28 protein-coding genes and 1 pseudogene are annotated in these 24,237 nt (G+C 69.1%); 12 read left to right on the forward strand and 17 right to left on the reverse strand.

Annotation, left to right across the window (positions count from 1 at the left end; genetic code table 11):
- The first annotated feature begins 7 nt into the window (after positions 1–7).
- The gene (locus G6N10_RS08010; RefSeq protein ID WP_085096976.1) at positions 8–2,788 is read left to right on the forward strand and encodes a TIR domain-containing protein; all 2,781 of its coding nucleotides are present in this window, start codon (positions 8–10) and stop codon (positions 2,786–2,788) included.
- 88 nt (positions 2,789–2,876) lie between these two features.
- Here the strand turns inward: G6N10_RS08010 and G6N10_RS08015 are convergent, their stop codons facing one another.
- From G6N10_RS08015 to G6N10_RS08025, 3 genes are read right to left on the reverse strand one after another with little or no spacing between them, the layout of a single operon-like run.
- On the reverse strand, positions 2,877–3,578 hold the full coding sequence (locus G6N10_RS08015; RefSeq protein WP_085096972.1) for a LysR family substrate-binding domain-containing protein: 702 nt from the start codon (positions 3,576–3,578) through the stop codon (positions 2,877–2,879).
- A gap of 58 nt (positions 3,579–3,636) precedes the next feature.
- On the reverse strand, positions 3,637–4,527 hold the full coding sequence (locus G6N10_RS08020; protein ID WP_085097191.1) for an SDR family NAD(P)-dependent oxidoreductase: 891 nt from the start codon (positions 4,525–4,527) through the stop codon (positions 3,637–3,639).
- Positions 4,528–4,562: 35 nt separating this feature from the next.
- Positions 4,563–4,889: a hypothetical protein gene (locus G6N10_RS08025; RefSeq protein ID WP_133055148.1), complete on the reverse strand. Its 327-nt coding sequence runs from the start codon at positions 4,887–4,889 to the stop codon at positions 4,563–4,565.
- Between the two features lie 180 nt (positions 4,890–5,069).
- On the opposite strand from G6N10_RS08025, the gene G6N10_RS08030 reads away from it, so the two are divergent.
- Positions 5,070–5,654: an MOSC domain-containing protein gene (locus tag G6N10_RS08030; RefSeq protein WP_085096966.1), complete on the forward strand. Its 585-nt coding sequence runs from the start codon at positions 5,070–5,072 to the stop codon at positions 5,652–5,654.
- Between the two features lie 33 nt (positions 5,655–5,687).
- Here the strand turns inward: G6N10_RS08030 and G6N10_RS08035 are convergent, their stop codons facing one another.
- On the reverse strand, positions 5,688–6,716 hold the full coding sequence (locus G6N10_RS08035) for an LLM class flavin-dependent oxidoreductase (RefSeq protein ID WP_085096963.1): 1,029 nt from the start codon (positions 6,714–6,716) through the stop codon (positions 5,688–5,690).
- A gap of 93 nt (positions 6,717–6,809) precedes the next feature.
- Between G6N10_RS08035 and G6N10_RS08040 the strand changes: the two genes are divergently transcribed.
- A complete protein-coding gene (locus G6N10_RS08040) occupies positions 6,810–7,301 on the forward strand; it encodes an SRPBCC family protein (protein WP_308206147.1) in 492 nt (163 codons plus the stop codon).
- A gap of 34 nt (positions 7,302–7,335) precedes the next feature.
- Entirely contained in the window at positions 7,336–7,953 is a 618-nt protein-coding gene (locus G6N10_RS08045; RefSeq protein WP_197745636.1) for a TetR/AcrR family transcriptional regulator, read from the forward strand.
- Here G6N10_RS08045 and G6N10_RS08050 read toward each other — a convergent pair.
- A complete protein-coding gene (locus tag G6N10_RS08050) occupies positions 7,911–9,233 on the reverse strand; it encodes a glycosyltransferase 87 family protein (RefSeq protein ID WP_085096952.1) in 1,323 nt (440 codons plus the stop codon). The genes G6N10_RS08045 and G6N10_RS08050 overlap by 43 nt on opposite strands.
- 146 nt (positions 9,234–9,379) lie before the next feature.
- On the opposite strand from G6N10_RS08050, the pseudogene G6N10_RS08055 reads away from it, so the two are divergent.
- The 5 genes and pseudogenes from G6N10_RS08055 to G6N10_RS08075 form a co-directional block, all read left to right on the forward strand.
- Positions 9,380–9,580 (forward strand): annotated as a pseudogene (locus tag G6N10_RS08055) (transposase); the annotation flags it as partial.
- A 17-nt stretch (positions 9,581–9,597) separates the two neighbouring features.
- Positions 9,598–9,960: an ANTAR domain-containing protein gene (locus G6N10_RS08060; RefSeq protein WP_133055147.1), complete on the forward strand. Its 363-nt coding sequence runs from the start codon at positions 9,598–9,600 to the stop codon at positions 9,958–9,960.
- A gap of 24 nt (positions 9,961–9,984) precedes the next feature.
- Positions 9,985–10,407 carry a CBS domain-containing protein gene (locus G6N10_RS20715; RefSeq protein WP_085096947.1) on the forward strand — a complete coding sequence of 141 codons (423 nt, stop codon included), beginning with the start codon at positions 9,985–9,987 and terminating at the stop codon, positions 10,405–10,407.
- A gap of 46 nt (positions 10,408–10,453) precedes the next feature.
- A complete protein-coding gene (locus tag G6N10_RS08070) occupies positions 10,454–10,654 on the forward strand; it encodes a hypothetical protein (RefSeq protein WP_085096943.1) in 201 nt (66 codons plus the stop codon).
- Positions 10,655–10,779: 125 nt separating this feature from the next.
- On the forward strand, positions 10,780–11,121 hold the full coding sequence (locus G6N10_RS08075; protein WP_109750538.1) for a low affinity iron permease family protein: 342 nt from the start codon (positions 10,780–10,782) through the stop codon (positions 11,119–11,121).
- Positions 11,122–11,239: 118 nt separating this feature from the next.
- On the opposite strand, the gene G6N10_RS08080 is transcribed toward G6N10_RS08075, so the two are convergent.
- The 6 genes from G6N10_RS08080 to G6N10_RS08105 form a co-directional block, all read right to left on the reverse strand.
- Positions 11,240–11,431 (reverse strand): CocE/NonD family hydrolase C-terminal non-catalytic domain-containing protein, encoded by a 192-nt coding sequence (locus G6N10_RS08080; protein WP_197745637.1) that lies wholly within the window; start codon positions 11,429–11,431, stop codon positions 11,240–11,242.
- A gap of 76 nt (positions 11,432–11,507) precedes the next feature.
- Positions 11,508–12,113, reverse strand: coding sequence for a flavodoxin family protein (locus G6N10_RS08085; protein WP_085096935.1), 606 nt, complete (start codon positions 12,111–12,113; stop codon positions 11,508–11,510).
- A gap of 128 nt (positions 12,114–12,241) precedes the next feature.
- The gene (nrdE, locus tag G6N10_RS08090; protein ID WP_179962882.1) at positions 12,242–14,359 is read right to left on the reverse strand and encodes a class 1b ribonucleoside-diphosphate reductase subunit alpha; all 2,118 of its coding nucleotides are present in this window, start codon (positions 14,357–14,359) and stop codon (positions 12,242–12,244) included.
- A gap of 17 nt (positions 14,360–14,376) precedes the next feature.
- The gene (nrdI, locus tag G6N10_RS08095) at positions 14,377–14,823 is read right to left on the reverse strand and encodes a class Ib ribonucleoside-diphosphate reductase assembly flavoprotein NrdI (protein ID WP_085096930.1); all 447 of its coding nucleotides are present in this window, start codon (positions 14,821–14,823) and stop codon (positions 14,377–14,379) included.
- Positions 14,824–14,898: 75 nt separating this feature from the next.
- Positions 14,899–15,150: a glutaredoxin-like protein NrdH gene (nrdH, locus tag G6N10_RS08100; protein ID WP_085096926.1), complete on the reverse strand. Its 252-nt coding sequence runs from the start codon at positions 15,148–15,150 to the stop codon at positions 14,899–14,901.
- Between the two features lie 426 nt (positions 15,151–15,576).
- The gene (locus G6N10_RS08105) at positions 15,577–16,149 is read right to left on the reverse strand and encodes an NAD(P)H-dependent oxidoreductase (RefSeq protein ID WP_085096923.1); all 573 of its coding nucleotides are present in this window, start codon (positions 16,147–16,149) and stop codon (positions 15,577–15,579) included.
- Between the two features lie 104 nt (positions 16,150–16,253).
- Between G6N10_RS08105 and G6N10_RS08110 the strand changes: the two genes are divergently transcribed.
- Positions 16,254–16,814 (forward strand): TetR/AcrR family transcriptional regulator, encoded by a 561-nt coding sequence (locus G6N10_RS08110; RefSeq protein ID WP_085097188.1) that lies wholly within the window; start codon positions 16,254–16,256, stop codon positions 16,812–16,814.
- Positions 16,815–16,851: 37 nt separating this feature from the next.
- Positions 16,852–18,042 carry an AAA family ATPase gene (locus tag G6N10_RS08115; protein ID WP_085096920.1) on the forward strand — a complete coding sequence of 397 codons (1,191 nt, stop codon included), beginning with the start codon at positions 16,852–16,854 and terminating at the stop codon, positions 18,040–18,042.
- A 22-nt stretch (positions 18,043–18,064) separates the two neighbouring features.
- Here the strand turns inward: G6N10_RS08115 and G6N10_RS08120 are convergent, their stop codons facing one another.
- The gene (locus G6N10_RS08120) at positions 18,065–18,913 is read right to left on the reverse strand and encodes an SDR family oxidoreductase (RefSeq protein ID WP_085097185.1); all 849 of its coding nucleotides are present in this window, start codon (positions 18,911–18,913) and stop codon (positions 18,065–18,067) included.
- Positions 18,910–19,581 carry a TetR/AcrR family transcriptional regulator gene (locus tag G6N10_RS08125; protein ID WP_234810581.1) on the reverse strand — a complete coding sequence of 224 codons (672 nt, stop codon included), beginning with the start codon at positions 19,579–19,581 and terminating at the stop codon, positions 18,910–18,912. The genes G6N10_RS08120 and G6N10_RS08125 overlap by 4 nt, the downstream gene beginning before the upstream one ends.
- A gap of 126 nt (positions 19,582–19,707) precedes the next feature.
- Between G6N10_RS08125 and G6N10_RS08130 the strand changes: the two genes are divergently transcribed.
- The gene (locus tag G6N10_RS08130) at positions 19,708–21,186 is read left to right on the forward strand and encodes a cytochrome P450 (protein ID WP_179962884.1); all 1,479 of its coding nucleotides are present in this window, start codon (positions 19,708–19,710) and stop codon (positions 21,184–21,186) included.
- Between the two features lie 8 nt (positions 21,187–21,194).
- Here G6N10_RS08130 and G6N10_RS08135 read toward each other — a convergent pair whose 3' ends face one another.
- From G6N10_RS08135 to G6N10_RS08150, 4 genes are all read right to left on the reverse strand, one after another.
- Complete coding sequence (locus G6N10_RS08135; RefSeq protein ID WP_085096914.1) at positions 21,195–21,605, reverse strand: DUF302 domain-containing protein; 411 nt, start codon at positions 21,603–21,605, stop codon at positions 21,195–21,197.
- 61 nt (positions 21,606–21,666) lie between these two features.
- A complete protein-coding gene (locus tag G6N10_RS08140) occupies positions 21,667–21,939 on the reverse strand; it encodes a metal-sensitive transcriptional regulator (protein WP_085096910.1) in 273 nt (90 codons plus the stop codon).
- Between the two features lie 55 nt (positions 21,940–21,994).
- On the reverse strand, positions 21,995–22,867 hold the full coding sequence (locus tag G6N10_RS08145; protein ID WP_085096907.1) for a sulfite exporter TauE/SafE family protein: 873 nt from the start codon (positions 22,865–22,867) through the stop codon (positions 21,995–21,997).
- Between the two features lie 482 nt (positions 22,868–23,349).
- A complete protein-coding gene (locus G6N10_RS08150; protein WP_085096904.1) occupies positions 23,350–24,213 on the reverse strand; it encodes an SDR family oxidoreductase in 864 nt (287 codons plus the stop codon).
- Positions 24,214–24,237: the final 24 nt, after the last annotated feature.

Below are 24,237 nucleotides of genomic sequence, written 5' to 3' on the forward strand. Positions count from 1 at the left end.
AGCAAAGATGCGCTACGACGGATTCATCTCCTACTCCCACGCCGCGGACGGGCAACTGGCGCCCGCGCTGCAAAGGGGGCTGCAGCGGCTGGCCAAACCGTGGTACCGGCGAAGGTCGTTGGAGATCTTCCGCGACGAGACCGGCCTGTCGGTTGATCCGGACCTGTGGACGGCCATCGTCCGGGCACTCGACGACGCGGAATGGTTCATCCTGCTCACCTCACCCGGGGCCGCCGGCTCCGAGTGGGTCAATCGCGAGATCGAACACTGGAAGGCCAACCGTTCGGTCGACCGGATCCTGCCGGTGGTCACCGACGGAAACTGGGTGTGGGACAACGAGTCCGGTGACCTCAGTGCCGACTCCGATGCCGTTCCACCGGCGCTGCGCGGGGTGTTCACCGACGAGCCCCGTCACCTGGACCTGCGTTGGGCACACCGCGAAGAACACCTGGATCTGCGGGACAGTCGCTTCCGCAACGCGGCGGCCGAGATCGCCGCACCGCTGCACGGCCGGACCAAGGACGAGATCGAGGGTGAGGACGTCCGCCAGCATCGCCGGACCGTACGGATCGCCTGGTCCGCGGCCGCCACCCTGGTCATGCTGACCGTCATCGCCCTGATCGCCGGCGGCGTCGCGGTCCTCAACGCCCACCGGGCCGAACAACGGCGCGTGCTGGCCGAGTCCCAGCGGTTGTCCAACTACAGCCAGAACGAACCCGCCGGTTCCGACCTCGCCTTCCTGCTCGCGGCCCAGGGCTACCGCCTCAACGCCAATCCGCTCACCGAAGCCGCGTTGTTCAGGTCCGTCGCCGGTGCGCCCACCGAGATCAGTGCACGCATCCCGGCCGACGGCACGGTGTCGGCGGTGGCGATCTCCCAGGCGGCCGATCGGATGTGGCTCGGCACCACCGAGGGCACCCTGGCCGTGCACCGCATCTCCGACGGCCGAGAACTCGCCCGGACACCCGACTTCTTCAAGCACGCGACGGTGGCGATGGTCCGACTCGGCAACGATGCGGTGGTGGTCACCGACGGCATCAGCATGGTCACCGTCGACGCAAACCTGAACCGGTCGGCGCTTCGGGTGTCGCCCGCGGCGGCCGGCAGTCTGGCCGCCGAGCCGTCCACCGGCCGGATCGCGGCGGGCGCGGTGGACGGAACGATCTCGGTCTGGGGAGCCGGCGACCTGACCCCCAACCGACAGTTCACCGGGATCCCGGGCGCCGCCGCAGCGGATTTCCTCGGGGTCAGTGCGCTTGCCTGGACCCCCGGCGGCGGGCTGCTGGCGGCCGGCCAGGACGGCGGGCTGCGGCTGTTCGATCCCGCCGCACCCGACCGACCGGTCTGGGAGATCCAGGACACCGCCGGTCCCGGTGCCTGGGTCTCGGCGCTGACGGTGCTCGACGACGGCACCGTCGTGACCGGGGACACCGACGGCATGATCGGGGTTCTCGACGGCGCCACCGGAGCGTCGACCGGCGCTCAACCCGAAGCGCGGCGGGGCGGGGCCGTGCGGGGCCTGGCCTACACCGGCGACAAACCCGGGAACGGTTCGGTGGCAGCGGTCGACGACGACGGGTACCTACGGTTCTACGATCACCTGACCGGAAAGCCGGTGCTGACGCCGCTGCGGATCGCCGACGTGGCCACCGCGGTCGCCTGGGATCCGGCCAATCCCCTACGCGGGATCGTCGGCGGCCAGGGCGGTGCCGCGCTGCTGGACTACGGCACCGATCGGCTCCCCGCCATCGCGCACAAGGTCGACGGGTGGGACAACGTCGTCGACGTCGCCATGCCGGCCTCCGGTGACCGCCTGGCCGTCGTGCGCAGTGATCTGTCCAAGCAGCCGCCGCTCAGCGAACTGGTGATGACCGACCCCCGCCATCCCGATCCGAACGATCCAGTGGTGCGGATCGCCTCCGCGGTGGAGCAACTTGCCTTCACCCCGGACGGCAGTCTGCTGCTGGCGGGTACCAGCGACGGCACCGTCGCGGTGTGGGACGGGCATTCCGGGAAAGCGACCCTCACCGACGTCGCCCCCGGCGATGTGGTTTCGCAGCTGGCGGTGTCTCCCGACGGTCAGACGGTGGCGACCGGTTCGATAAACACCGATGCGGGAACGAAAGCGGATGCACCGGTACGGTTCTGGCGATTCGACGGCAGTACTCTGGTGGCGGCCGGCCAGACCGATCACCCCACGTTCGGCTACGGATTGGCGTTTTCGCCGGACGGTCGGCATCTGGTCGTCGGTGGGGTCAACGAGTTCAGTATCGAACCCCTCGACGGCGGTCCGTCGCTGACGGTGCCGTTGAAGGACGATATGACCCGTTCGCTGACGGTTTCACCGGACAGCAAGACCGTCGCGGTGGGCCTGTGGAGCGGGCCGGTCCGGTTCTTCCGGCTGGACACCGGTGAGGCGACTCTCGACGAGTTGCGCCAGGCCGAGCGCGCCACCGCAATCGCCTTCCGTGACAACAACATTCTCGTCACGGTGTCAGCCAACGGCGGATTCAAACTCTGGGATCTGGTCGGATTGCGTTCGCTTTCCGATCAGAGCCTGTCGAGCGTGGATCCCGGCACCACCGCTGGCCTGCCGCTGACCCCAACCCTGGGACTGGGCACCGACATCGCGGCGACCGCCTCGCTCTTCGACGGCCGGCTCATCCGGTGGTCGCTGAACCCGACGGACTGGATCCGCGAGGGTTGCGCCACGCACCGACACGAACTCAACGATGCGGAGAAGGACCGCTTCAGTCTGCGCGCCGCGCCGACGGTGTGCTCGAGCTGATCCCCGGATCGGCCTCAGGCGGCGTGGAACTGCCCGGCCAACAGGCCGTCGCCGTCAGGGCCTGCCGCGGGCCGGGGGCCGCCGACGCCTAACGACCCCGGCGCGGCTTGCTGGCGACTTTTCCGGCGGCCGCCCGCGCGGCCTGCTTGGCCAGGGTCTTCTCCCGCGCGGTCCGCTTCGGCGCCGGCTCGGCCTGCCCCCGCGAGGAGCCGGGCCGGCGTCCGCGCACGACACCGGCGAACTCCTCGACCCAGGAGTTCGGCGACTCCACCGGGAAGGCCAGCGCCACCGGACAACTCGGCGCGTCGGTGATCGGCCGGTAGGTGAGGTCCTTGCGGTGATGCAGCCGGGCCAGCGACTGCGGCACGATCAGCACGCCGAGCCCCGCGGCGACGAGTTCGATTGCATCCGATGTGGTTTCGGGGCGGTGCTCAACCGGATTGCCCGGGGGATCCGGCCAGTCCACCACGTCGTCGAGGGGCCGCAGCGTCGACTCTTCGACGAGGTCGGCGGCGGTGAGTTCGTCGGCGGCGGCAAGCAAATGGTCGGTGGGCACCACCGCGACCGTCGTCTCCGCATACAGCGCAATGACCGCCAGCCCGGCGGTGTCGCTCGGCGGTCGCAGCAGCGCCAGGTCCACCGCCCCGGAGCGCACCGCCTCGGCCGCGGCGGCCGCGGGCACCGCGTGCAGTCGCAGCGCGACGTCGGGGTGGCGATGCGCCCAGATCCGCGCCCACTTCGCCGGCGTCGCACCGGGTACGTACCCGAGAGTCAGGGAGGCCGGGGTCATCGCCTCAGGCTACCGAAACACCGATCCCAGACGCCGGCCAAAGCCCCGTGCCGACCGGTCAAACCGCCAGCGTGGTGTCGGTCTCCGCTTCGGCGAACGCCACCACCCGGGCCGCGACCTCGTAGTCACACGCCAGCACCGATCGGCCGATCAGGACCGGCCCGCCACGCAGCCCGAACCGGCCGCTGACTCCGACATAGCTGCCCGGCGGGATCGGTTCGCTGATGCAGTACAGGCTCGGACCGGCACCCGCGTCGATGTCATTGGCGAACCGGTTGGCCGCCACCTGAACGACCTTGTGCGCCAAGGCCAGCGGCCCCGCGTCGGAGACCTTCGACAGATTCGACGCCACCCAGCCGGGATGCGTCAGCTGAGTGACCACCGCGGAGCCGGCGGCCCGCAGCCGGCGGTCGAGCTCCAGCCCCCACAGCATCACGGCCAGCTTGGACTGGGCGTAGGAACCCATGGTGGTCCAGTTGTCCCGACGCAGGTGCGGGTCATCGAGGTGCAACTTCGCCGTCCGGTGCGCATCGGAGCCGACATTGATGATCTGCGCGCCGATCCGCGGCAGCAGCAGGTTGGTCAACGCGAACGGCCCGAGCAGGTTGGTGCCCAGCGTCATCTCGAAGCCGTCGACGGTCTCCCGGCGCCGGTCGGTGAGCGCTCCGGCGTTGTTGATCAGGATGTCGATGTCGCCGTCCAGCCGCTCGGGGAATGTGCGCACCGAGGACAGGTCGGCAAGGTCCAACTCGATCACCGAGGTGGCGCCGCCCATCTCGGCGGCGCGCCGGCGCCCCAGTTCGGTGTTGCGCACCGCCAGGATCACCTGCGCGCCGGCCCGCGCGAGCGCGCGGGCCGTGCCCAATCCGACGCCGTTGGTCGCCCCGGTCACCACGATGCGCTTACCGGCCTGGTCGCCGAGGCGGTCCGGGGACCACGGTGCTGACACGACGCACGCCGCAGCGGCGGCGCCGGGCTCGCCGGTCATCCGTACATCGACCCGTGCTGCCCGTGCGCCATCCCCATCCCGGGACCCATCCCGGGACCCATCCCCGGGCCCATTCGGTGGCCCCCCGGGTGCCCGGTTTGCGGGCCGGCCGGGTGGTGATTGGCGCAGTCCGGGTTCCACGTGCCGTCGGGGGCCCGGCAGCGCGTCCCGACCGGCGGGGCCGGATTCACCTCGGTGGACGGCGCCGCCACCGGGGCGAGCGCGGGCCCGGCGGTGTCCGGGACGACACCGCCGCCGAGTCCGAAGGCGGCGGCCAGCGCGACCGCGGCCGCACCGATGAGCGTTGCGCGTCTGATGAACACACCGATCACTTCCCTAGGGCTGACCATCCGGCGCGCGGCACCGTTGCCGGCGCACTCAGCCCAGTTTCCCAGCATTGACCCGCCCGGTCCAGGGTCTGAAGTCCCCGACGGTGCCCGCACCGGACCGAGGAGGAATACGGTTGGCACGGGATTTCCATCGCCGATCGGAAAGGACAGTCCGTGGAGAGTCGGCAGGTACCCGAGACGACCCGCGCCGAGGTGCTCGCGGTGTGCGTGGTCGCTGGACTGCACGCCGACCCCGGCAAGGTCGGGGTGACCGCCATCGACAAACGGCCGGTGGACGGGCCGGTCAAGGCCGGGCCGCTCGGCCTGTACGCCGATGTGCAGGCCGATCGCAAACACCACGGCGGCCCGGACAAGGCGATCTACGTGTACGCCCAGGAGGACGCCGATTTCTGGTCCGCCGAACTCGGCCGCAACCTGCCGCCGGGCTGGTTCGGTGAGAACCTGCGGGTCACCGGGATCGACGTGAACGCGGCGGTGATCGGCGAGCGCTGGCGCATCGGGGACACCGTCGAGGTCGAGGTGACCTCGCCCCGGACGCCGTGCCAGACCTTCGCCCGCTGGGTGGGCGGCCAGGACGAGCCCGGCTGGGTCAAGCGGTTCGCCGCCGCGGGCCGGCTCGGCCCGTACCTGAAGGTGCTGCAGACCGGTGAGGTCCGGGCCGGTGATCGGGTGGCCGTCATCCACCGGCCCGACGGGGCGCCGACCATCCTGGAGAGCTTTCGCCGGTCCCGCGGCTAAAGCACCGGGCGATCCCGCGGTGCGACCGCCGGTTCAGCCGCCGCCGCGCGCGACGGCAACCAGCACGCCGAGGGCGGCGATGCGTTCCTCGACCGTGCCGGACACCTTGGCCAGCAGCGTGCCGATGCCGGCGCCCCGGTACGCGCGCACCCGCCGGGCGATGCGGTCGCGGTCGCCGATGATGTTGGTGAGCTCGCCCAGTTCCCGCGGCACCGCGGCGCGGGCGGCGGCCCGGTCGCCGCGCTGCCACAGTTCGGCGACCTCGGCGATCTGCTCGGCGAAGCCCAGCCGGCCGAAGGCCCGGTTGTAGAAGTTCTCCGCACCGGCGCCCATCGCGCCGATGGTGAACGCGTAGCCGGCCGCATGCTCACCGATCAGCGCTTCGACGCGGGTCTGGTCGTCGGTGACCTCCAGTGCCACCGGGGCCACCAGGTCCAGCGCGGACGGGTCGCGGCCGGCTCGCGCGGCGCCCTCGGCCAGTGGGCCGAGGAACACCTCGGCGAGCTCGGGGATGAACGCGTTGCCCAGCCACCCGTCGGCGAGCTCACCGGTCAGCCGCAGGTTCGCCGGGCCCATCGCGGCGACGTAGACCGGCAGCTCCGCGGGCAGCAGGGCGGGCACCAGCGCGGCGCCGCGGCTGTCCGGCAACGGCAGCCGGTATTCCTCGCCGTCGTACCGCAGGCGCTCGCCGCGGGCGATCATCCGCACGATGTCGATGGTCTCGCGGGTGCGCCGGACCGGGTGCTCAAAGCGCACCCCGTGCCAGCCCTCCATCACCCGCGGACCGGACACCCCGATGCCGAGGGTGAACCGGCCGCCGGAGAGCTGCTGGAGGCTCAGGGCCGACCCGGCCAGCATCGCGGGGGTGCGGGATCCCAGCTGCACGACGAACGTCCCCAGTCCAATCGTGCTGGTTCGCGCCGCGAGGTAGGACAGGCCGGTCAGCGCGTCGTAGCCCCAGATCTCCGGTGCCCACAGCGAGTCGACGCCGATCTCCTCGGCGGCCTGGGCGAACTCGACGGCCCGCGGTTCGTGCGGCTGGATCACGACGCCGACGCGCATAACTCTTCCCTTCGACGACACCGAGGCTAAACTATGTTTCTAACCATAGTTTTACGGAGGAGGTTTCGGATGCGGTATCGCGATGCGCCGACCGTGCAGGAAACCGCGGTGATCGCCGCCGCACCGGAGCGAGTCTGGGAATTGGTGATCGACGTGATGCTGTCGGTCCGCTTCTCCCCCGAACTGACGGCGATCGAGTGGCTCGACGGCGACCGAGTCGCCGTCGGGAACCGGTTCCGTGGCCACAACGCCCATCCCGCCATCGGGCAGTGGACCACCGAGTCGGTGGTCGTCGAGGTCGAGGACGGCCGCCGCTGGGTCTGGGCCGTTCTGGGCACCGATGGCCATCCCGCCGCAACCTGGGGGTTCGAGGTCGAACCCGACCGCAACGGAACCCTGTTGCGTCAGTGGGGGCGCATCGGCCCCGCCCCCTCCGGGCTGAGCCTCGCCATTGAACAGATGCCGGAGAAGGAGGGCCGGATCATCGACAATCGGCTCGCCGAGTGGCGGGCAGGGATCCTGGCGAACCTGCGCGGCATCAGCGAAATCGTTGCCGCAGAGCCCAATTCGCCCATTCCGGACTAGGCGGATGCCACCGCACGGCGAAACGCGTCGCCGCATGCTGGACGCGGCGATTGCGGTGCTGCGGGAACGCGGCGCGGCGGGATTGTCGATCGGTGAGGTGCTCGCCCGCAGCGGTTGCCCGCGCGGCTCGGTGTACCACCATTTCCCCGGCGGACGCACCGAACTGCTGCGCCAGACGCTCGACTACGCCGACCAGTCGTACACCGCCATGATCCAGCGCGCCGCCGACCGCGGCGGCTCCGCGGGGGTGCTCGAGCGGATGCTCTCGTTCTGGACCACCGTGCTGGTCGACAGCGACTTCCGGGCCGGCTGTCCGATCAGCGCCTCTGCGGTGAATCCCGCAGTGGGACAGGAAGAATTGGCGAGCCGCGCGGCGCAGATCCACCTCGGCTGGCGCGACGCCGTGGCCGCCGTGTTCGCCTCCGAGGGCGAGGCCCCCGACGGCGCGCAGGAACGTGCCACCACGGCACTGGCCGTCCTGGACGGCGCGGTCACGCTGTGCCGGATCACCCGCAGCATCGAGCCCCTGCAGACGGTTGCCCAGTCTCTGCGCACGCTCCCCGGCGCGACCCACGCACCAGTGGTCGACGATCGAGCCGCCGGTGTTCGTCAGACCAGGGCCGGTGCGACGGCGTCGCGCTCGGGTAGCTGATCCTTGATGTCGGCCGCGGCGACGGCGATGTCGTCGCCGCGCGCGGGAGCCCCCCGCGCCAGCCAGCCGAGCGCACCCGCCAGAAAGCCCAGGAACACCAGCGGGTACCAGCCGCTCATCAGGTAGCCGACCCAGAATCGCCGTAGGTCCAGGTAGTTCCAGTACACCCCGCTGAAGTAGATGACGGTGTGCCCGGGCCCGGGACGGTGCAGCGTCCAGATGAACGTCAACGCGAACAGCCCGGCGGTGCGCACGCCCCACCAGAGGGCCCCGGACGGGCCTGCGGTCACGGCCTTGGCCACCAGCCAGAAGACCGCGGGCGCGAACCAGACCCAGTGCGCTGCCCAACTGAACGGAGACACCGCGCAGCCGGTCAATCCGACCAGCACCACCGCCAGCGCCGGCTCGGCACGCCGATGAGCCCAGGCCGCGGCGGCCAGTCCGGCTCCCAGCACCGCCAGGCTGACGGCGATCCACAGCCATTCCGGGCGGGCGGCGGGCAGGAAGAACCGGGCGAGAAAGCCGTTGATCGACTGGTTCGCCAGGTGGTCGATGCGGCCGATGTGCGCGGTGTCGCCGAGGTGGCTCCAGAACCAGCCGCTGTCTCGCGGCAGGAACGGCCAGGTCAGCACCACCGTCGCGACGAAGGTCAGTGCGGCGGCCGCCGACGCGCGCCACTGCCGGGTCAGCAGCAGGTACGGCAGGAAAATCAGCGGGGTGAGTTTGATGCCCGCGGCCAGACCCAGCCCAATGCCTCGCCATCGTGACCCGCTGGGCCGCAGCAGATCGAGCAGCACCAGCGCCATCAGCAACACGTTGATCTGACCCCACCACAGGGTGGCCTGCACCGGCTCGATATCGACGACGGTCACCGCCAGCGCCGCGCTGGCCAGCGCCAGGCGCAGATCGCCCCGCAGCCCGGCCAACCGCAGGATCCGCCAGGCGATCAGTGCCAGCACCCCGATCGACAAGGCCAGCAGCGTCCACTTCGCCGGATCGGTCGCCAGCGCGGCCAGCGGCGCGAGTGCCAGCGCGGCGAACGGCGGATACACGAACCAGGCTTTGCCCAGCGCCGGCGTCTCGTACAGCGGTTTCCCGGCCCACAGTTGGTCCACGGCGGCCCGGTAGGTCTCCCGGTCGTAGCCGTTGTCGGTGAGCCCGAAGAACGTCGCCTGGAACGGGACCAGCTCGTTGTGCAGCAGCAATGCGCAAACCGCCACGACCAGTGCCCCGACAACAATGCGACGCGGCAGTTGCCTGTCGTTCACGCAGCTGTGCACCGGCTGAGTTTACGGAGTCCGCGGGTATGCCGATCACGCCAAATAGCCGGGGCGGTGGGTGCCTCACGCTGAAGTTCACCTCCGCTTTTAACTTCACTTCGATGCTTAGGTGAAGTTGAAATGCCGAGGTGACTTCACTTCGTCCCATCACCTACGAGGACGTTCGATGGGACTCGCCGGAGAGGCGACACGCCAATAAACTCCTCGGGACCGGCCAGGAGCTGTCCGAGGTGTGCCGGCATCTGGAGATCACCGAGTCGACCTGACATCGCTGGGTGGCCCAGTACGGCGGCATGAAAGCTAACGACGCCAAACGGCTCAAAGAACTCGAGGCCGAGAACGCCCGACGGTGCACCACATCATCGTGATCGCTGATCACATGCTCTCGGACGACGGCACCGTCATCGGTACCGAGGGCTACTACATCGACATCACCGAGACCGTCGAGTCGGAGATCCGCCAGTACCTCGCGGAGACTGTGCCGGACGTGATCGCGGCCCGGGAGGACATCGACCGGGCCAAGCGCGTACTGATGTTCGTCTACGGCGTCTCCGCCGACCGAGCCTTCGACATCCCGCGCTGGCGCTCCCAGAAGACGAACGTCAAACTACGGCTGCTCGCCGCGCAGCTCGTCGACGATTTCGCCGCGCAGGAGCCGCTGCTCTCCCGCAGTGCCCGGGAGCGCTTCGACCACCTCCTCCTCATCGCCCACCGCCGGGCCCACTGACCCCGACGCGAAGGAGCCTCTCCGGTGTTTGCCGCGCCGAGCGGCGGGGTAGGCCCATACCGCGGGTCACCAGGGCTCGGAGCGGAACGGAAGCTCGAATGCATCGGCAGCACGGATACGGCGGCCGACCCGGCACGGCGCATGAGCGAACTGCACGTCGGCGCACTGCCGATCTGCGGCGAGGACGGCCGCCTGAAGGGAATGATCACGGACCGCGACATCGTGACCAAGGTGGTCGCACGCGGGCACGATCCTGCGAGTGCACGCGCCGGCGAGCTCGCGCAGGGCCAAGCCGTCACGATCGGTGCGGACGATGACACCGGTGACCTCATCGCCGCCGTGTCCTTCGATGGAACCACTCGCTCACGGACCGGGCGTCGACGACGTGACCAATCCCTCCGCCCGGTGTTGAAATCCGTGCGCCGGGTAACCCATCACCGGGGATGAACACGAATCCCCTTCCAACAGAACCACTACGAGGAAGGTATGCACCATGGCAGACCCCAACAACCCCGGACAGTTCGGCAACCGCTCCGACACGGAGGAGCAGGCCCGCAAGGGCGGCGAGGCGAGTCCCGGCCAGTTCGGTTCGACGGAGGGCGCGGACCCGCACGAGGCCGGCCGCAAGGGCGCCGAGGCGCAGCCCAAGGAGGCCAAGGCACGCGGTGGCGAGCACAGCCACTCGGGCCGGTGACGCGCACTCCGCGGGAGGAATCAGCGACCGCGGAACCCTATGGGGCCCCGCGGTCCGCTTCGGCCGACCGCGAACACGCGAGCAGCCACCGTCCGGCACTCCTCCCCGGCTCCGTCGACTCGCACCTGTCGATCTTCGATCGCTTCGCCGATCTCACCGGCCGGTGGGTATCGCAGGCGTGGTTCTTCAGCTTCTGCGTGCTGCTGGTGCTGATCTGGGCCCCGTCGATCCTCGTCCTCCGCGATGTCGACACCTGGCAACTGGTGATCAACACCGCCACCACGATCGTCACGTTTCTCCTGGTGGCCCTGGTTCAGAACCAGTCGACCCGGGCGGACGCGGCGACTCAACAGAAGCTCAACGCCCTGATCGAGGCGACTCTTGATCAGGAGCCGTCGGCGCGGTCAGAGACCGTTCGCCGTCAGCTCCGCGAGGCGATCGGCGTGGAACGCCGGGAATCCTCGTGAGAGGCCCAACGAAGGAGCGCGGAAGCGCCGCAATGTTCGGTCTCACCCCGCGCGGACGTCACGTCATCGCGGTGGAACCCGAACCATTCAGTGTCGTGGAACGCGCGCGTGCGCACAGTCAGGACCACCGGTCGACGTCGAGCACCAGGTCGAGCACCGGCCGACCGAGTATCTCGACGAGATCAGCGAACGGCTCGGTCTCGAAGACGAGGCCTCCGCCGTCCTCGTTCCGCTGGTCGGTGGGCAGATCGGGTGTTGTCGCGTAGGAGGACTTCCCCGCCGCCATGCCCACGCTGGGCGGAGAACTCACGCTGACGGCCCCCGTGGTGCGGGAGGAGTCTCCGGGGCCGATGAGCCCCTCCCTCGGCACACGATCCGCTGATGCCTCAGCGGTACGGCGGGTACGGCGAGCGACTCACGAGAGCGGCGAGGTGCGCCGCGTTGCGTGCCGCGTTGGCCGTGGTCGTGGCGACCGCGTCCGGGGTTCCGTCGAGATCCTTGTAATCGCGGCCGCCCATCGCCTCGTCGTTCCAGTACGTGGCCCCCTGTGCGGGCACGGTGAAGCCGATATCGCCCAGCGCACCGAACACGTCCGCGATGATCTTGTGCGCCCCGTCCTCGTTGCCGACGACGGCGCACATCGCCACCTTGCCGAGCATGGCGGGACGCCCCTCGTCGTCGGTCTCAGACAGTTCCGCATCGAGTCGCTCGAGAACCCGCTGGGCGACACTGGACATGTGCCCGAGCCAGGTGGGCGTCGCGAGGAGCACGATGTCGGCCGCGCGGACCCGCTCGAGCACCTCCGGCCATTGATCGCCCTCACCCATGTCGCGCTGCACCCCGGGCCTGATGTCGTGGTCCACCGCGCGGACGGCCTCACCGGAGACCCCGTGTCGGTCGAGCTCCTCGAGAACCTGCCGGGCGAGGACGTCACTGCTCGACGCGGACGGCGAGGGTCTTAGAGTGCAGATGATCGCGAGTGCTGAAGTCATGCCTTCGGGGTAACCGCCGATCCCTACCGTTCAAACATCGCACCGGCATCCCAGATCACCGCAACCCCCGACGAGACGAGGGCGCCGGTCGAGGTATCCCGCGACCGGCGCCCTCAGTCATGCGGCCGTCACAGCATGCAGCTGACGCAGCCCTCCACCTCGGTGCCCTCCAGCGCCATCTGCCGGAGCCGGATGTAGTAGAGCGTCTTGATGCCCTTGCGCCAGGCGTAGATCTGCGCCTTGTTGACATCCCGGGTGCTGGCGGTGTCCTTGAAGAACAGCGTCAGGCTCAGCCCCTGGTCCACGTGCTGGGTGGCCGCGGCGTAGGTGTCGATGATCTTCTCGTAGCCGATCTCGTAGGCATCCTGGTAGTACTCCAGGTTGTCGTTGGTCAGGTACGGCGCCGGGTAGTAGACCCGGCCGATCTTGCCTTCCTTGCGGATCTCGATCTTCGACGCCACCGGGTGGATCGAGCTGGTGGAGTGGTTGATGTAGGAGATCGATCCGGTCGGCGGGACGGCCTGCAGGTTCTGGTTGTAGATGCCGTGCGCCTGCACCGACTCCTTGAGCCGTCGCCAGTCCTCCTGGGTCGGAATGTGAATCTCGGCGTCGGCGAAGATCTTTCGCACCCGCTCGGTCGCCGGCTCCCAGGCCTGCTCGGTGTACTTGTCGAAGAACTCACCGGAGGCGTACTTGGACTCGTCGAACCCGGCGAACTTGCGGCCGCGCTCGATGGCGATCTTGTTCGACGCCCGCAGCGCGTTGAACAGCACCGTGTAGAAGTAGATGTTGGTGAAGTCCACGCCCTCGTCGGAGCCGTAGAAGATCCGCTCCCGGGCCAGATAGCCGTGCAGGTTCATCTGCCCCAGGCCGATGGCGTGAGATTCGTTGTTGCCCTTCTCAATCGAGGGCACCGACCCGATGTGCGTCTGGTCGCTGACCGCGGTCAGCGCGCGGATCGCCACCTCGATGGTCTGGGCGAAGTCCGGGGAATCCATCGCCTTGGCGATGTTCAGCGAACCGAGGTTGCAGGAGATGTCCTTGCCGATCTTGGCGTAGGACAGATCCTCGTTGAACTCCGACGGAGTGGAGACCTGCAGGATCTCCGAGCACAGGTTGGAGTGGGTGATCTTGCCGGCGACCGGGTTCGCCCGGTTCACCGTGTCCTCGTACATGATGTACGGGTAACCGGACTCGAACTGCAGCTCGGCCAGGGTCTGGAAGAACTCGCGGGCCTTGATCTTGGTCTTGCGGATCCGCGCGTCGTTGACCATCTCGTGGTACTTCTCGGTCACCGAAATGTCGGCGAACGGCAGCCCGTAGACCTTCTCCACGTCGTACGGCGAGAACAGGTACATGTCCTCGTTGCGCTTGGCCAGCTCGAAGGTGATGTCCGGGATCACCACGCCGAGGCTGAGCGTCTTGATCCGGATCTTCTCGTCGGCGTTCTCCCGCTTGGTGTCCAGGAAGCGGTAGATGTCGGGGTGATGCGCGTGCAGGTACACCGCGCCGGCACCCTGGCGCGCGCCGAGCTGATTGGCGTAGGAGAACGAGTCCTCCAGCAGCTTCATGATCGGGATGACGCCCGAGCTCTGGTTCTCGATGTTCTTGATCGGCGCGCCGTGCTCGCGAATGTTGCTCAGCAGCAACGCAACTCCGCCGCCACGCTTGGACAGCTGCAGCGCGGAGTTGATCGAGCGGCCGATCGACTCCATGTTGTCCTCGATGCGCAGCAGGAAGCAGCTCACCGGCTCGCCGCGTTGCTTCTTGCCCGAGTTGAGGAAGGTTGGGGTGGCCGGCTGGAACCGGCCGTCGATGATCTCGTCGACCAGCCTCTCGGCCAGCGCGGTGTCACCGGCGCCCAGCGTCAGCGCCACCATGACCACGCGGTCCTCGAAGCGCTCCAGGTAGCGCTTCCCGTCGAAGGTCTTCAGCGTGTAGGAGGTGTAGTACTTGAACGCGCCCAAAAACGTCGGGAAGCGGAACTTCTTGGCGTACGCCCGGTCCATCAGCGACTTGACGAAGTTGCGGCTGTACTGGTCGAGCACCTCGCGCTCGTAGTACTCCTTGGAGATCAGGTAGTCGAGCTTCTCGTCCTGATTGTGGAAGAAGACGGTGTTTTGGTTGACGTGCTGCAGGAAGTACTCCCGCGCGGCCAGCACATCCTTGTCGAACTGAATCTTGCCCTCGGCGTCGTACAGATTCAGCATCGCGTTGAGCGCGTGGTAGTCGCTCTCGCCCGGCAGCGCGTGCACGCTGGTGGTTACTGGCTCTGCAGCTGTGACGGTTGGTGACACCCGTGTTCCTTCCAGAAGTCTTCCAGTCCCGCACGGACGGCGAAGACGTCGTCCGTGGTTCCCATCAGTTCGAATCGGTAGAGATAGGGGACGCCGGTCTTGCGGGCGACGACGTCGCCGGCGTACCCGAACTCTGCCCCGAAGTTGGTGTTGCCCGCGGCGATGACGCCGCGCAGCAGCGACCGGTTGTGCGCATTGTTGAGAAAAGCGATGACCTGCTTGGGGACGTAGCCCCCGGCCTCGGGATCCGGGCCGTTGGCCCGGCCGCCGCCGTAGGTCGGCAGGATCAGAACGTACGGCTCGTCGACCTCGATGCGGCCATGCAGCGGGATCCGGATGGCCGGCAGTTCGAGCTTCTCGACGAAGCGGTGGGTGTTCTCCGAGACGCTGGAGAAGTAGACGATATGCGCCATTGTTGACTGCCTTCCCTCCGCGAAGTGATCTGCCCAGCGGCGCGGTCCGATGCAACCGCGCCGACGGTGCCGCGGCTAGGCCGTGGCGGCGACGACGGGCGCCAGCGCCTTGATCCGGTCCGGCCGGAAGCCCGACCAGTGCTCGGCGCCGGCGACGACGACGGGCGCCTGCAGGTAGCCCAGCGCCATCACGTAGTCACGGGCCTCGGTGTCCACGGTGATGTCGATGATGTCGTAGGCCACCCCCTGCTTGTCCAGCGCCTTGTAGGTGGCGTTGCACTGCACGCACGCGGGCTTGGTGTACACGGTGATCGACGGCTGACTCATCTTCGACAGGCTCCCCTCAGCGAAAACTCGAAACAGGTATTGGTGTGGCTCGGCTGACCGCCGCGCCACGCGCTTCCCGGCCGTCGAATCCGCTGGCTACCGGTCCGGGATATCCGGTCCCACCAGCGGGTGGAGGGACGGAATCAAGGGTTTTTCCGGTGTTGGATGCTTGTGGCCTGTTGGCGGTTCAAACACTACACCTAGTGGCCGACAAAGCGAAGAGATACAAGATGTTCTGAACAACATTCGTGCAATTCCCTGGTCGTAAGCGCCTCCGGTGGCTGTTTCCAGACCCCGCCCGGCGTGTCGTGGATCACAACACGCCGACGCCCCGGCCCTGGTGCACCCCAGTCTCGCAGCACCCTCCGACAGATCCCGGCCAGCGCCGGCGGGACCCACGGACAGCAAAATCGCCGCGCGGCCGCCTCAGTCGGTCGCGCCCACCTCGGCGGCGAGCCGGTCGATGACCGCGCGCACCTCGGCGACCACCTCGACCAGCTCGCTCGGGTGGCTGCCGTTGAGCTTCTTGGTCGGCAACGACAGCTTCACGTCCTCGACCACCCGGGCGCCGGCCACGCCGAGCGACTTGCGGGTCTCGTCGTGCGCCCAGACACCGCCGTAGCCGCCCAGCGCGGCGCCGATCACCGCGACCGGCGTGCCGGAGATCGCACTGTGGCCATACGGCCGCGACAGCCAGTCGATAGCGTTTTTGACGGTGGCCGGAATGCTGCCGTTGTACTCCGGGGTGATGATCAGCACCGCGTCGGCGACATCGGCGGCCGCGCGCAGATGCTCAGCCCCGTCCGGACGCTCCCCATCGACGTCGATGTCCTCGTTGTAGAACGGCACGTCGCCGAGCCCGCCGCCGGCCGCACCTCGGTAGCAGCTGATGCCGACCCCGGCCGGCGCGTTGGCCTCGCCGACCTCGGCGAGTTGCCGGTTGACCGAGCCCGCCCGCAGGCTGCCGAGCAGGATCAGGATGTTGGTGCTGTTCGCCATCGGGGTTCCTTCACCGGAATCACGGGCCGAGCCAGTCTCGACCCTCACCCCGAAATCAACCGGACCGTGGTCCGCTTTATTTCGGGGTGGACTACACTTTCCTCATGGGGCCGGAACGCGTCGACGCCGCCCGCAACCGCACCCTACTGCTGGAGGCGGCGCGCCGGTTGATCACCGAGCACGGCGCCGCCCGCGTCAGCACCGACGACATCGCCGCCGCCGCCGGGGTCGGCAAGGGCACGCTGTTCCGCCGGTTCGGCAGCCGCGCCGAGTTGATGCTGGTGCTGCTGGACGAGGACGAACAAGCCAGCCAGCAGGCGTTCCTGTTCGGCCCCCCACCGCTGGGCCCGGGCACCCCGCCGCTGCCCCGGCTGCTGGCCTTCGGCGCACACCGCATCCGGTTCGGCCACCGGCACCACGAACTGCTCACCGCCGCAGCCGACGGCGCCGCCGGCCGGGACAATCCGCCGGACTCGGTGGTGCGCGCCCACATCCGGATCCTGCTCGCCGAGGCGGGCAGCACCGGCGACCTGCAGGCCCAGACCGACGCGCTGGCCGCGTTGCTGGACGCCACCTACATCGAGGCCCGCCGCTGCGCCGGGCATGACGTGGACGCGCAGATCGCCGGGTGGCAGTCGGTGGCCGAGAAACTCTGCGGCCGCTGAGCAACCGCTGTCCCCGGCACCAACTAACGTCGGGGCCATGCTGAACACCGTCGCCATCCGGGGTTACCGGTCGCTGCGCGAACTGGTGTTGCCGCTGCGTCGACTGACCGCCATCACCGGCGCAAACGGCGCGGGCAAGTCCAGCACCTATCGGGCCCTGCGACTGCTGGCCGACTGCGGTCGCGGCGAGGTGATCGGCTCGCTGGCCCGCGAGGGCGGGTTGAGCTCGGTGCTGTGGGCGGGCCCGGAGACGCTCGGGGCGGCCCGCGCCGGGGCCCCGGTCCAGGGCACCGTACGCCGCGGGCCGGTCTCGCTGGCCCTGGGTTTCTCCTCCGACGATTTCGGCTACCTGATCGATCTCGGCCTGCCGGTGCAGGCCGGCTTCGAGTCACGTTTTGCCCAGGACCCGCAGATCAAGCGGGAGGCGGTGTTCGCCGGTCCGGTGTTGCGGGCGTCGACGACCCTGGTCCGCCGCGACGGACCGTACGCCGCCGCCGAGGACGACGACGGCGCGGCGGTGACACTCACCCAGGGGCTGCCGAGCTATCGCAGCGTGCTGGCCGAGTACGCCCAGCCGGCCGCCCTACCGGAATTGGCGGCGGTGCGGGATCGGTTGCGCGGCTGGCGATTCTACGACGGCTTTCGGGCCGACCCGCTGGCTCCGGCGCGCTGCCCACAGGTCGGCACCCGCACCCCGGTGCTGGCCGATGACGGCCACGACCTGGCCGCGGCGCTGCAGACCATCATCGAATCGGGAACCGGCGGCGACGATCTGGGCGCGGCGGTCGCCGATGCGTTCGAGGGGTCGACGGTGTCGGTGGACGTGCGCGAGGGCATGTTCGATGTCCAGCTGTCCCAGCCGGGCCTGCTGCGCCCGCTGCGCAGCGCCGAATTGTCCGACGGCACACTGCGTTTCCTGTTGTGGGCGGCCGCATTGCTGAGCCCGGAGCCCCCGTCGCTGATGGTGCTCAACGAGCCCGAGACCAGCCTGCACCCGGAGCTGCTCGCCCCATTGGGCCGGCTGATCGCGGCCGCCGCCCGGACCACCCAGGTCGTCGTGGTGACGCATTCGCAGCGGCTGCGCGACGCCCTTGCGGTGCTACCGATCGCCGACGCGGCGGCCCATGACGACGCGATCGAGATCCCGCTCTACAAGGATCTCGGCGAGACCCGAATCGACGGGCTCGGCCAACTGGAATTGCCGCCCTGGCAATGGGGTTCGCGCTGAGGGCAGGCCCGGTGATTGCGGGCTAACCGCGCGGCCGCAACGCCCGGCTGAACAGCACGTTGACCCGCTTCATGGCGAAGCTGTAGGGCAACCAGGCCACCCGCTTGAAGGTGTACAGCGCCCAGATGTCCGGCGAGGTGTAGATCAGGAACCGGTTGCGCGCGATCCCGGCCAGCATCTTCTCGGCGGCCCGCTCCGGCGAGATCGCGTGACCGCTGAACCGCTCCACCCAACGGTTGACCTTCGGGTCTTCGCGGTCCACGCCGGCGATCTCGACGGACTTGACCAGACCGGTGCGCACCGCGCCCGGCACCACCACCGAGACCCCGATGTTGTGCCGGGCCAGGTCGAACCGCAGCACCTCCGACACCCCGCGCAGCCCGTACTTGCTCGCGCTGTAGGCGGCGTGCCACGGCAGTGCCACCAGGCCGGCGGCCGAGGACACGTTGACCAATTGGCCGCCCCGACCGGCGGCCATCATCGGCGGAATGAACGTTTCGATCACGTGGATCGGGCCCATCAGGTTGATGTCCACCATGGACCGCCACTGCCGGTGGGTGAGCTGGTCGACGGTGCCCCACGCCGAGACCCCGGCGATGTTGAGCACCAGGTCCATCGCCGGATGCCGGCTGTGGATGTCGGCGGCGAAGTCGGCGACGGCGTCGTAGTCGGAGATGTCCAGCGCCCGGTGCTCGGGTACCTCGGCGCCGAGGGCCCGGGCGTCGGCGACGGTGGCGGCGAGCCCGTCCGCGGAGCGGTCGGTCAGGTACAACTCGGCGCCGGCGCGGGCCAACTCCAGTGCCACGGCCCGGCCGATGCCGCTGGCCGCGCCGGTCACGAAGGCGCGCTTGCCGGTGTAGGGACTCGTCATGGCGCCGACGATACCGGCGCGCCGCGACCACCCCACAGCGAATGCAGCCACAGCTGTTCCAGTGCGCGCTGGGCGCGTTCGGCGTCGCCGTCAGCGGTGAGGAAGGCGGTGTCGCCGAACAGCACGTACCACGAGGTCGCCGCGAGCATCCGGATCAGCGCGGGCACATCGACGCTGATCGGGTACGCGGTGCCGGCGTCGACCTCGGCCTGCACCAGGGCGGTGAGCTGGTCGGTCAGATCGTTCATCCGGGCGTCGAGGATCTCCCGGATCTCCGCGTCGGTGTCGCGGGCCCGGTGGCACGCGGCGACGATCGGATCGTTGTGCGAGAACACCAGCGCCGCGCTGGCGACCATCCGTCGGGCGAACTCGGCGGGGGTCTCGGCGGCCCCGCGCGGGGCGAAGGACCGGGTCAGCATCTGCAGTTCGGCGGTCAGCTCGGCCAGGATGTGGGCCAGCACCGCGTATTTCGAGTCGAAGTAGAAGTAGAAGCCGGACCGGGCCACCCCGGCCCGGTCGCTGATGGTGCTCACCGAGAGCTCGGCGAACGGCTTCTCCTCCAGCAGCGCGCGCACCGCGGCGACGATCGCCTGACGTTGCCGGTCCCCCCGGCTCAGCGCGGCGCCGGCATCCCCGGTCACCGCCCTCGGGTCCTGATCTGGTTCCACCCGTTCAACCTTGCCCCACGACCCGCCCCAGAGAAAAACTTGACAGCCGTCAAGTTTGTGCGCGAGTATGACAGCGGAAGTGATCTACGCCACTCGCCGGGTTCGGCCAGCACATGAGGAGCGATGTTGACCACGATCAGCACCCCGCACTATCTGATGGACCAGGCCAAGCGCAGGCTGCGCCCGACCCCGGTCACCCTGCCCGGGATGGGCGCGGTGGAACGCCGACTCAACGCCAAGCGCTGGGACGAATACGTGCTGGCCAGCCCGCCGGCGGGCAGCGACCTCAAGCCGGTGATGGGTGACGCCGGGCTGCCGATCCTCGGGCACATGATCGAGATCTTCCGCAGCGGCCCGGACTTCGTCCTGGACCTCTACCGCAAACACGGTCCGGTCTACCACGCGGACTCCCCCGCGCTGCCCGCGGTGCTGGCCCTGGGGCCCGACGCCACCCAGACGGTGTTCTCCAATCGGAACAAGGATTACTCCCAGCGCGCCTGGGATCCGGTCATCGGGCCGTTCTTCGAAGGCGGGCTGATGCTGCTGGACTTCGACGAGCACATGTTGCACCGCCGGATCATGCAGCAGGCCTTCACCCGACCCCGGCTGGCCGGCTACGTCTCGCATATCGACGCGGTCGCCTCCCAGGTGCTGGCCAACGACTGGCCGGCCAATGACCGCCGGTTCCTGTTCCACCCGTCGGTCAAGGAACTCACCCTCGACATCGCTTCCGAGGTGTTCATGGGCCACCCGGCCGGCACCGACCGGGAGCTCGTCACGACGGTCAACCGGGCCTTCAGCGTCACCACCCGGGCGGGCAACGCCATCGTGCGCAAGCCGGTACCGCCGCTGACCTGGTGGCGCGGCATCCGCGCCCGCAAGACCCTGGAGAGTTACTTCCGCGCCCGGATCGCCGAGAAGCGCGCGGCGCAGAGCACCGACATGTTCAGCGTGCTGTGTCACAGCCGGGACGAAGACGGCGCCAGCTTCACCGATGAGCAGGTCATCGCCCACATGATCTTCGTGATGATGGCCGCCCACGACACCTCGACCTCGACGATGACCACCATGGCGCTGCAGCTGGCCGGCAACCCGGAGTGGCAGGAACGTTGCCGCGAGGACTCCGCCCGGATCGGCGACGGCCCGCTGGACATCGATGCGCTGGAGTCGCTGACCAACTACGACCTGGTGATCAACGAATCGCTGCGGATGATCACCCCGCTGCCGATGAACTTCCGCCAGGCCGTCCGCGACACCGACCTGCTCGGCCACTTCATTCCCGCCGGCACCAATGTCGTGGTGTGGCCGTCGATCAACCACCGACTGCCCGAGCTGTGGACGGACCCGGAGCGCTTCGATCCGGAGCGCTTCAGTGAACCGCGCAGCGAACACAAGCGGCACCGCTACGCGTTCGCGCCGTTCGGCGGCGGCGCGCACAAGTGCATCGGCATGGCGTTCGGCAAGCTGGAGATCAAAACGGTGATGCACCGACTGCTGAGCCGCTACCGGCTGGAGCTGCCGCATCCGGGATACCGCCCGGTCTATGACTGGGGCGGCATGCCGGTTCCGGTCGACGGCCTGCCACTGGTGCTGCGGCCGCTGTAAGGCGACCCCTACAGGTTGTCCAGGGCGGCCTGCAGCAGGGCGCCGACCTCGGTGGCAATCTCGGTCAGCGCCGGCTCGGCGGTGACCTGCACCATCAGCGCGGGGTTCATCGCGTCGATGGTGACCGCCTCGGCGCCCGGTGCCCGGCGCACCACAACGTTGCACGGCAGCAGCACGCCGATCTGCGGGTAGCTGTGCACCGCCTTCCGGGCGAAGCCGGGGTTGCAGGCGCCCAGGATCAGGTAGTCGCCCACCTCGTCGCCGGCGCCGTCGCCGAGCTTGGCGTTCAGCGCGGCCCGCATGTCGATCTCGGTGAGCACCCCGAAGCCCTGGCCGGCCAGCGCCGCGCGGGCGCGGGCGACGGCGTCGTCAAAGTCGGTGGTAACGGTGGTGGTCAGGGCCACCTGCGCCTCGGTCATGTTGTTCTCCTTTGTCTCGGGCCGGCGGTTTCGGGCTGGCGTTCTCAGCTCAGCGGTTGTCTCAGGCCAGGGCCAGGAAGAGCTTCTCCAGCTCGGCCTGGCTCAGCGCCGGCTCGGAACCGCTGTTCTCCGCACCGATCATGCACTCGCGCAGACCGGTGGCCACGATCTTGAATCCGGCCCGATCCAGCGCTTTGGACACCGCGGCGAGCTGGGTCACGATGTCCTTGCAGTCGCGGCCCTGTTCGATCATCGAAATCACTCCGGCGAGCTGCCCCTGCGCCCGGCGCAGCCGGTTGAGCACCTGGGCAATCGCATCGTCGTCGCCAACCATGGCCGTCTCCTTGTCTGAAAAAGATGAACTCAACTGTACCCGCGGGGGTATCTGATCAGGGTGTGGTCGCATCGGCCCCCGCCTGCTCCGAGCGTTTGCGGCGCCACGGACATCGCTCGCTGCGCGCGCACAGGGTTTGCGTCAGGATCGCCAGCACCGTCGTCACGGCCAGCGCAATGCCGACCGCCGGAACCAGTTCCCGGCCCAGCACGAAGGCCGCCATCAGCAGCACGAACCAGCCGAACAGCACCCGCAGCCGGGCCGGCGGAATCCGCGAGGCCAGCAGCCCGCCACCGATGCTGCCCAACACCGCGGCCGCGGTGACCAGGCCCGCGGTTCGCCCGTCGATGGACGCCGACTGCAACTGGCCGGCCAGCCCGGCCATCGACTGCATGCTGATGATCACCAGCGAGGTGCCCACCGCCACCGGCATCGGCAGGCCGGCCAGCAGCACCAGCGCCGGAACCAGCAGGAAGCCCCCGCCGGCGCCGAGCAACCCGCTGATCACGCCCACCGTGGCACCGATCGCGAGCATCGCGGGCATCCGCAGCGGGCGATTGGTGACCTCGTTGTCCGCCCGTGGGCGCAGCATCGCCACCCCCGCGCCCAGCATCACCACCGCGAACATCACCAGCAGCACCGTGCCCGGCACATAGTGCGAGATCCGGCCGCCGGCGTAGGCCCCCACCATCGCCGCGGCACCGAAGATCCCGGCCACCTTCCACCGCACCCGTCCCGCGACGGCATGAGTGGTCGAGGCCACCAGGCTGGTGACGCCGACGACGAGCAGCGAGGTTGCGATGGCCTCGTTGGAGTCCTGGCCGGCGACATAGGCCAGCAGCGGCACCATCAGGATCGCCCCGCCGCCGCCCAGCAGGCCGAGGGCGACACCGACCAGCACCGAGAGCGCGACGGTCAGCGCGATCATGCCCGCACCGACTTTCCGCTCATGGCCAACCCCTCCTCGATGGATACCCCTTAGGGTATTTGGACCCCATCGTATACATACCTGAGGGGGTATGCCAAGGGCGCTGGACACAATACCCACAGGGGTATATTCTCGGCAGGGTCCGCGGCGACGATCACCGCGACCGAAAGCGTTGAGGGGAACGACGATGTGCTATCCGGTGAAATGCCCCAAATGCGGCAAGACCACCTGGGACGGCTGCGGCTCGCACGTGGACGATGTTCGCAAGACCGTGCCGGCCGAGCAGTGGTGCACCTGCCCGCGCTGACCGCGCCGGGCTACACCGCTCGTTGAGCCAGCCCCAACAAACCGGCTGGCCTCCGCCTCGCGGAACTACACCGCTCGTTGAGCCAGCCGAAACTTCACGGCTGGCCTCCGCCTCGCGGAACTACACCGCTCGTTGAGCCAGCCGAAACTTCACGGCTGGCCTCCGCCTCGCGGAACTACACCGCTCGTTGAGCCAGCCGGTGCTTGGCGAACCGCCACAGGTAGGCCGGCACCCCCCACGCCGGGACGGCCTTCGGCCAGGCGTTGGCCCGCAGGTAGGCATCCGACCCACCGTCGACGAAAACGATGCTGCCGCAGACGAAGTCGGCCGCGTCCGAGAGCATGAACATCATCCAGTCGGCCAGCTGGCCCGGATCGCCGAAGTCGCCGACCGGGACCGGGAAGGCGCGGATCGCGCGGGCCTCGCTCGGGGTGGCCAACTGCTTCTCCAGCAGCGGGGTCAGGATCGCGCCCGGGGCGATTGCGTTGAGCCGAATGCCCCGACCCGCCCACTCCGCGGTGACCGCAGACCGACGCACCCACCGCGACACCGCGATCTTCGAGGCGGCGTAGGCCAGCGACGGCGCGGCCGGGCCGCACCATTTCATCACCCGGGCCGCCCGATCCACGTCGCCGCGCAGCAGGGCGCGGATCGCCGCACCCGGCACCACCGGCACCGTGGTCGCGGAGTTGCTGGCGATGACCACCACCTTCGCCCGCCCGCTCACGGCCAGCGCCGGCCGCCAGGCCTGCGCCAGCTCGACCACGCCGAGGTAGTTGATCGCGAAGATCCGCCGCGCACTGTCCGCGCCGGGCAGCGGCCCGACGCCGGCACCGAGCAGCGCGCCGTCCAGCCGACCGTCACAGAGCGCCAGCACCTGTGCGGCGGCACCGTCGCGACCGGCCGGGGTGGACAGGTCGGCGAGAACCTCGGCGTCGCGCAGATCGACACCGATCACGGTGTGACCGGCCGCCCGCAGTTTCGCCGCGACCTGCGCGCCCATCCCCGAAGCCGAACCAGTGACGGCGTAGGTGCCCATCGAAAAACCTCGATTCCCAGTAGG

It is taken from the genome of Mycolicibacterium fallax (assembly GCF_010726955.1).
Classification (GTDB): domain Bacteria; phylum Actinomycetota; class Actinomycetes; order Mycobacteriales; family Mycobacteriaceae; genus Mycobacterium; species Mycobacterium fallax.

Excerpts from the sequence above, each read along its gene's own strand:
- G6N10_RS08010 (WP_085096976.1), top strand. The coding sequence starts at position 8 with ATGCGCTACGACGGATTCATCTCCTACTCCCACGCCGCGGACGGGCAA.
- G6N10_RS08105 (WP_085096923.1), bottom strand. The coding sequence starts at position 16,149 with ATGGCGAACAGCACCAACATCCTGATCCTGCTCGGCAGCCTGCGGGCG.
- G6N10_RS08070 (WP_085096943.1), top strand. The coding sequence starts at position 10,454 with ATGGCAGACCCCAACAACCCCGGACAGTTCGGCAACCGCTCCGACACG.
- G6N10_RS08035 (WP_085096963.1), bottom strand. The coding sequence starts at position 6,716 with ATGCGCGTCGGCGTCGTGATCCAGCCGCACGAACCGCGGGCCGTCGAG.
- G6N10_RS08120 (WP_085097185.1), bottom strand. The coding sequence starts at position 18,913 with ATGACGAGTCCCTACACCGGCAAGCGCGCCTTCGTGACCGGCGCGGCC.
- G6N10_RS08045 (WP_197745636.1), top strand. The coding sequence starts at position 7,336 with ATGCTGGACGCGGCGATTGCGGTGCTGCGGGAACGCGGCGCGGCGGGA.
- G6N10_RS08015 (WP_085096972.1), bottom strand. The coding sequence starts at position 3,578 with ATGACCCCGGCCTCCCTGACTCTCGGGTACGTACCCGGTGCGACGCCG.
- G6N10_RS08135 (WP_085096914.1), bottom strand. The coding sequence starts at position 21,605 with ATGACCGAGGCGCAGGTGGCCCTGACCACCACCGTTACCACCGACTTT.
- nrdI (WP_085096930.1), bottom strand. The coding sequence starts at position 14,823 with ATGGCGCATATCGTCTACTTCTCCAGCGTCTCGGAGAACACCCACCGC.
- nrdH (WP_085096926.1), bottom strand. The coding sequence starts at position 15,150 with ATGAGTCAGCCGTCGATCACCGTGTACACCAAGCCCGCGTGCGTGCAG.
- G6N10_RS08115 (WP_085096920.1), top strand. The coding sequence starts at position 16,852 with ATGCTGAACACCGTCGCCATCCGGGGTTACCGGTCGCTGCGCGAACTG.
- G6N10_RS08150 (WP_085096904.1), bottom strand. The coding sequence starts at position 24,213 with ATGGGCACCTACGCCGTCACTGGTTCGGCTTCGGGGATGGGCGCGCAG.
- G6N10_RS08145 (WP_085096907.1), bottom strand. The coding sequence starts at position 22,867 with ATGATCGCGCTGACCGTCGCGCTCTCGGTGCTGGTCGGTGTCGCCCTC.
- G6N10_RS08140 (WP_085096910.1), bottom strand. The coding sequence starts at position 21,939 with ATGGTTGGCGACGACGATGCGATTGCCCAGGTGCTCAACCGGCTGCGC.
- G6N10_RS08110 (WP_085097188.1), top strand. The coding sequence starts at position 16,254 with ATGGGGCCGGAACGCGTCGACGCCGCCCGCAACCGCACCCTACTGCTG.
- G6N10_RS08085 (WP_085096935.1), bottom strand. The coding sequence starts at position 12,113 with ATGACTTCAGCACTCGCGATCATCTGCACTCTAAGACCCTCGCCGTCC.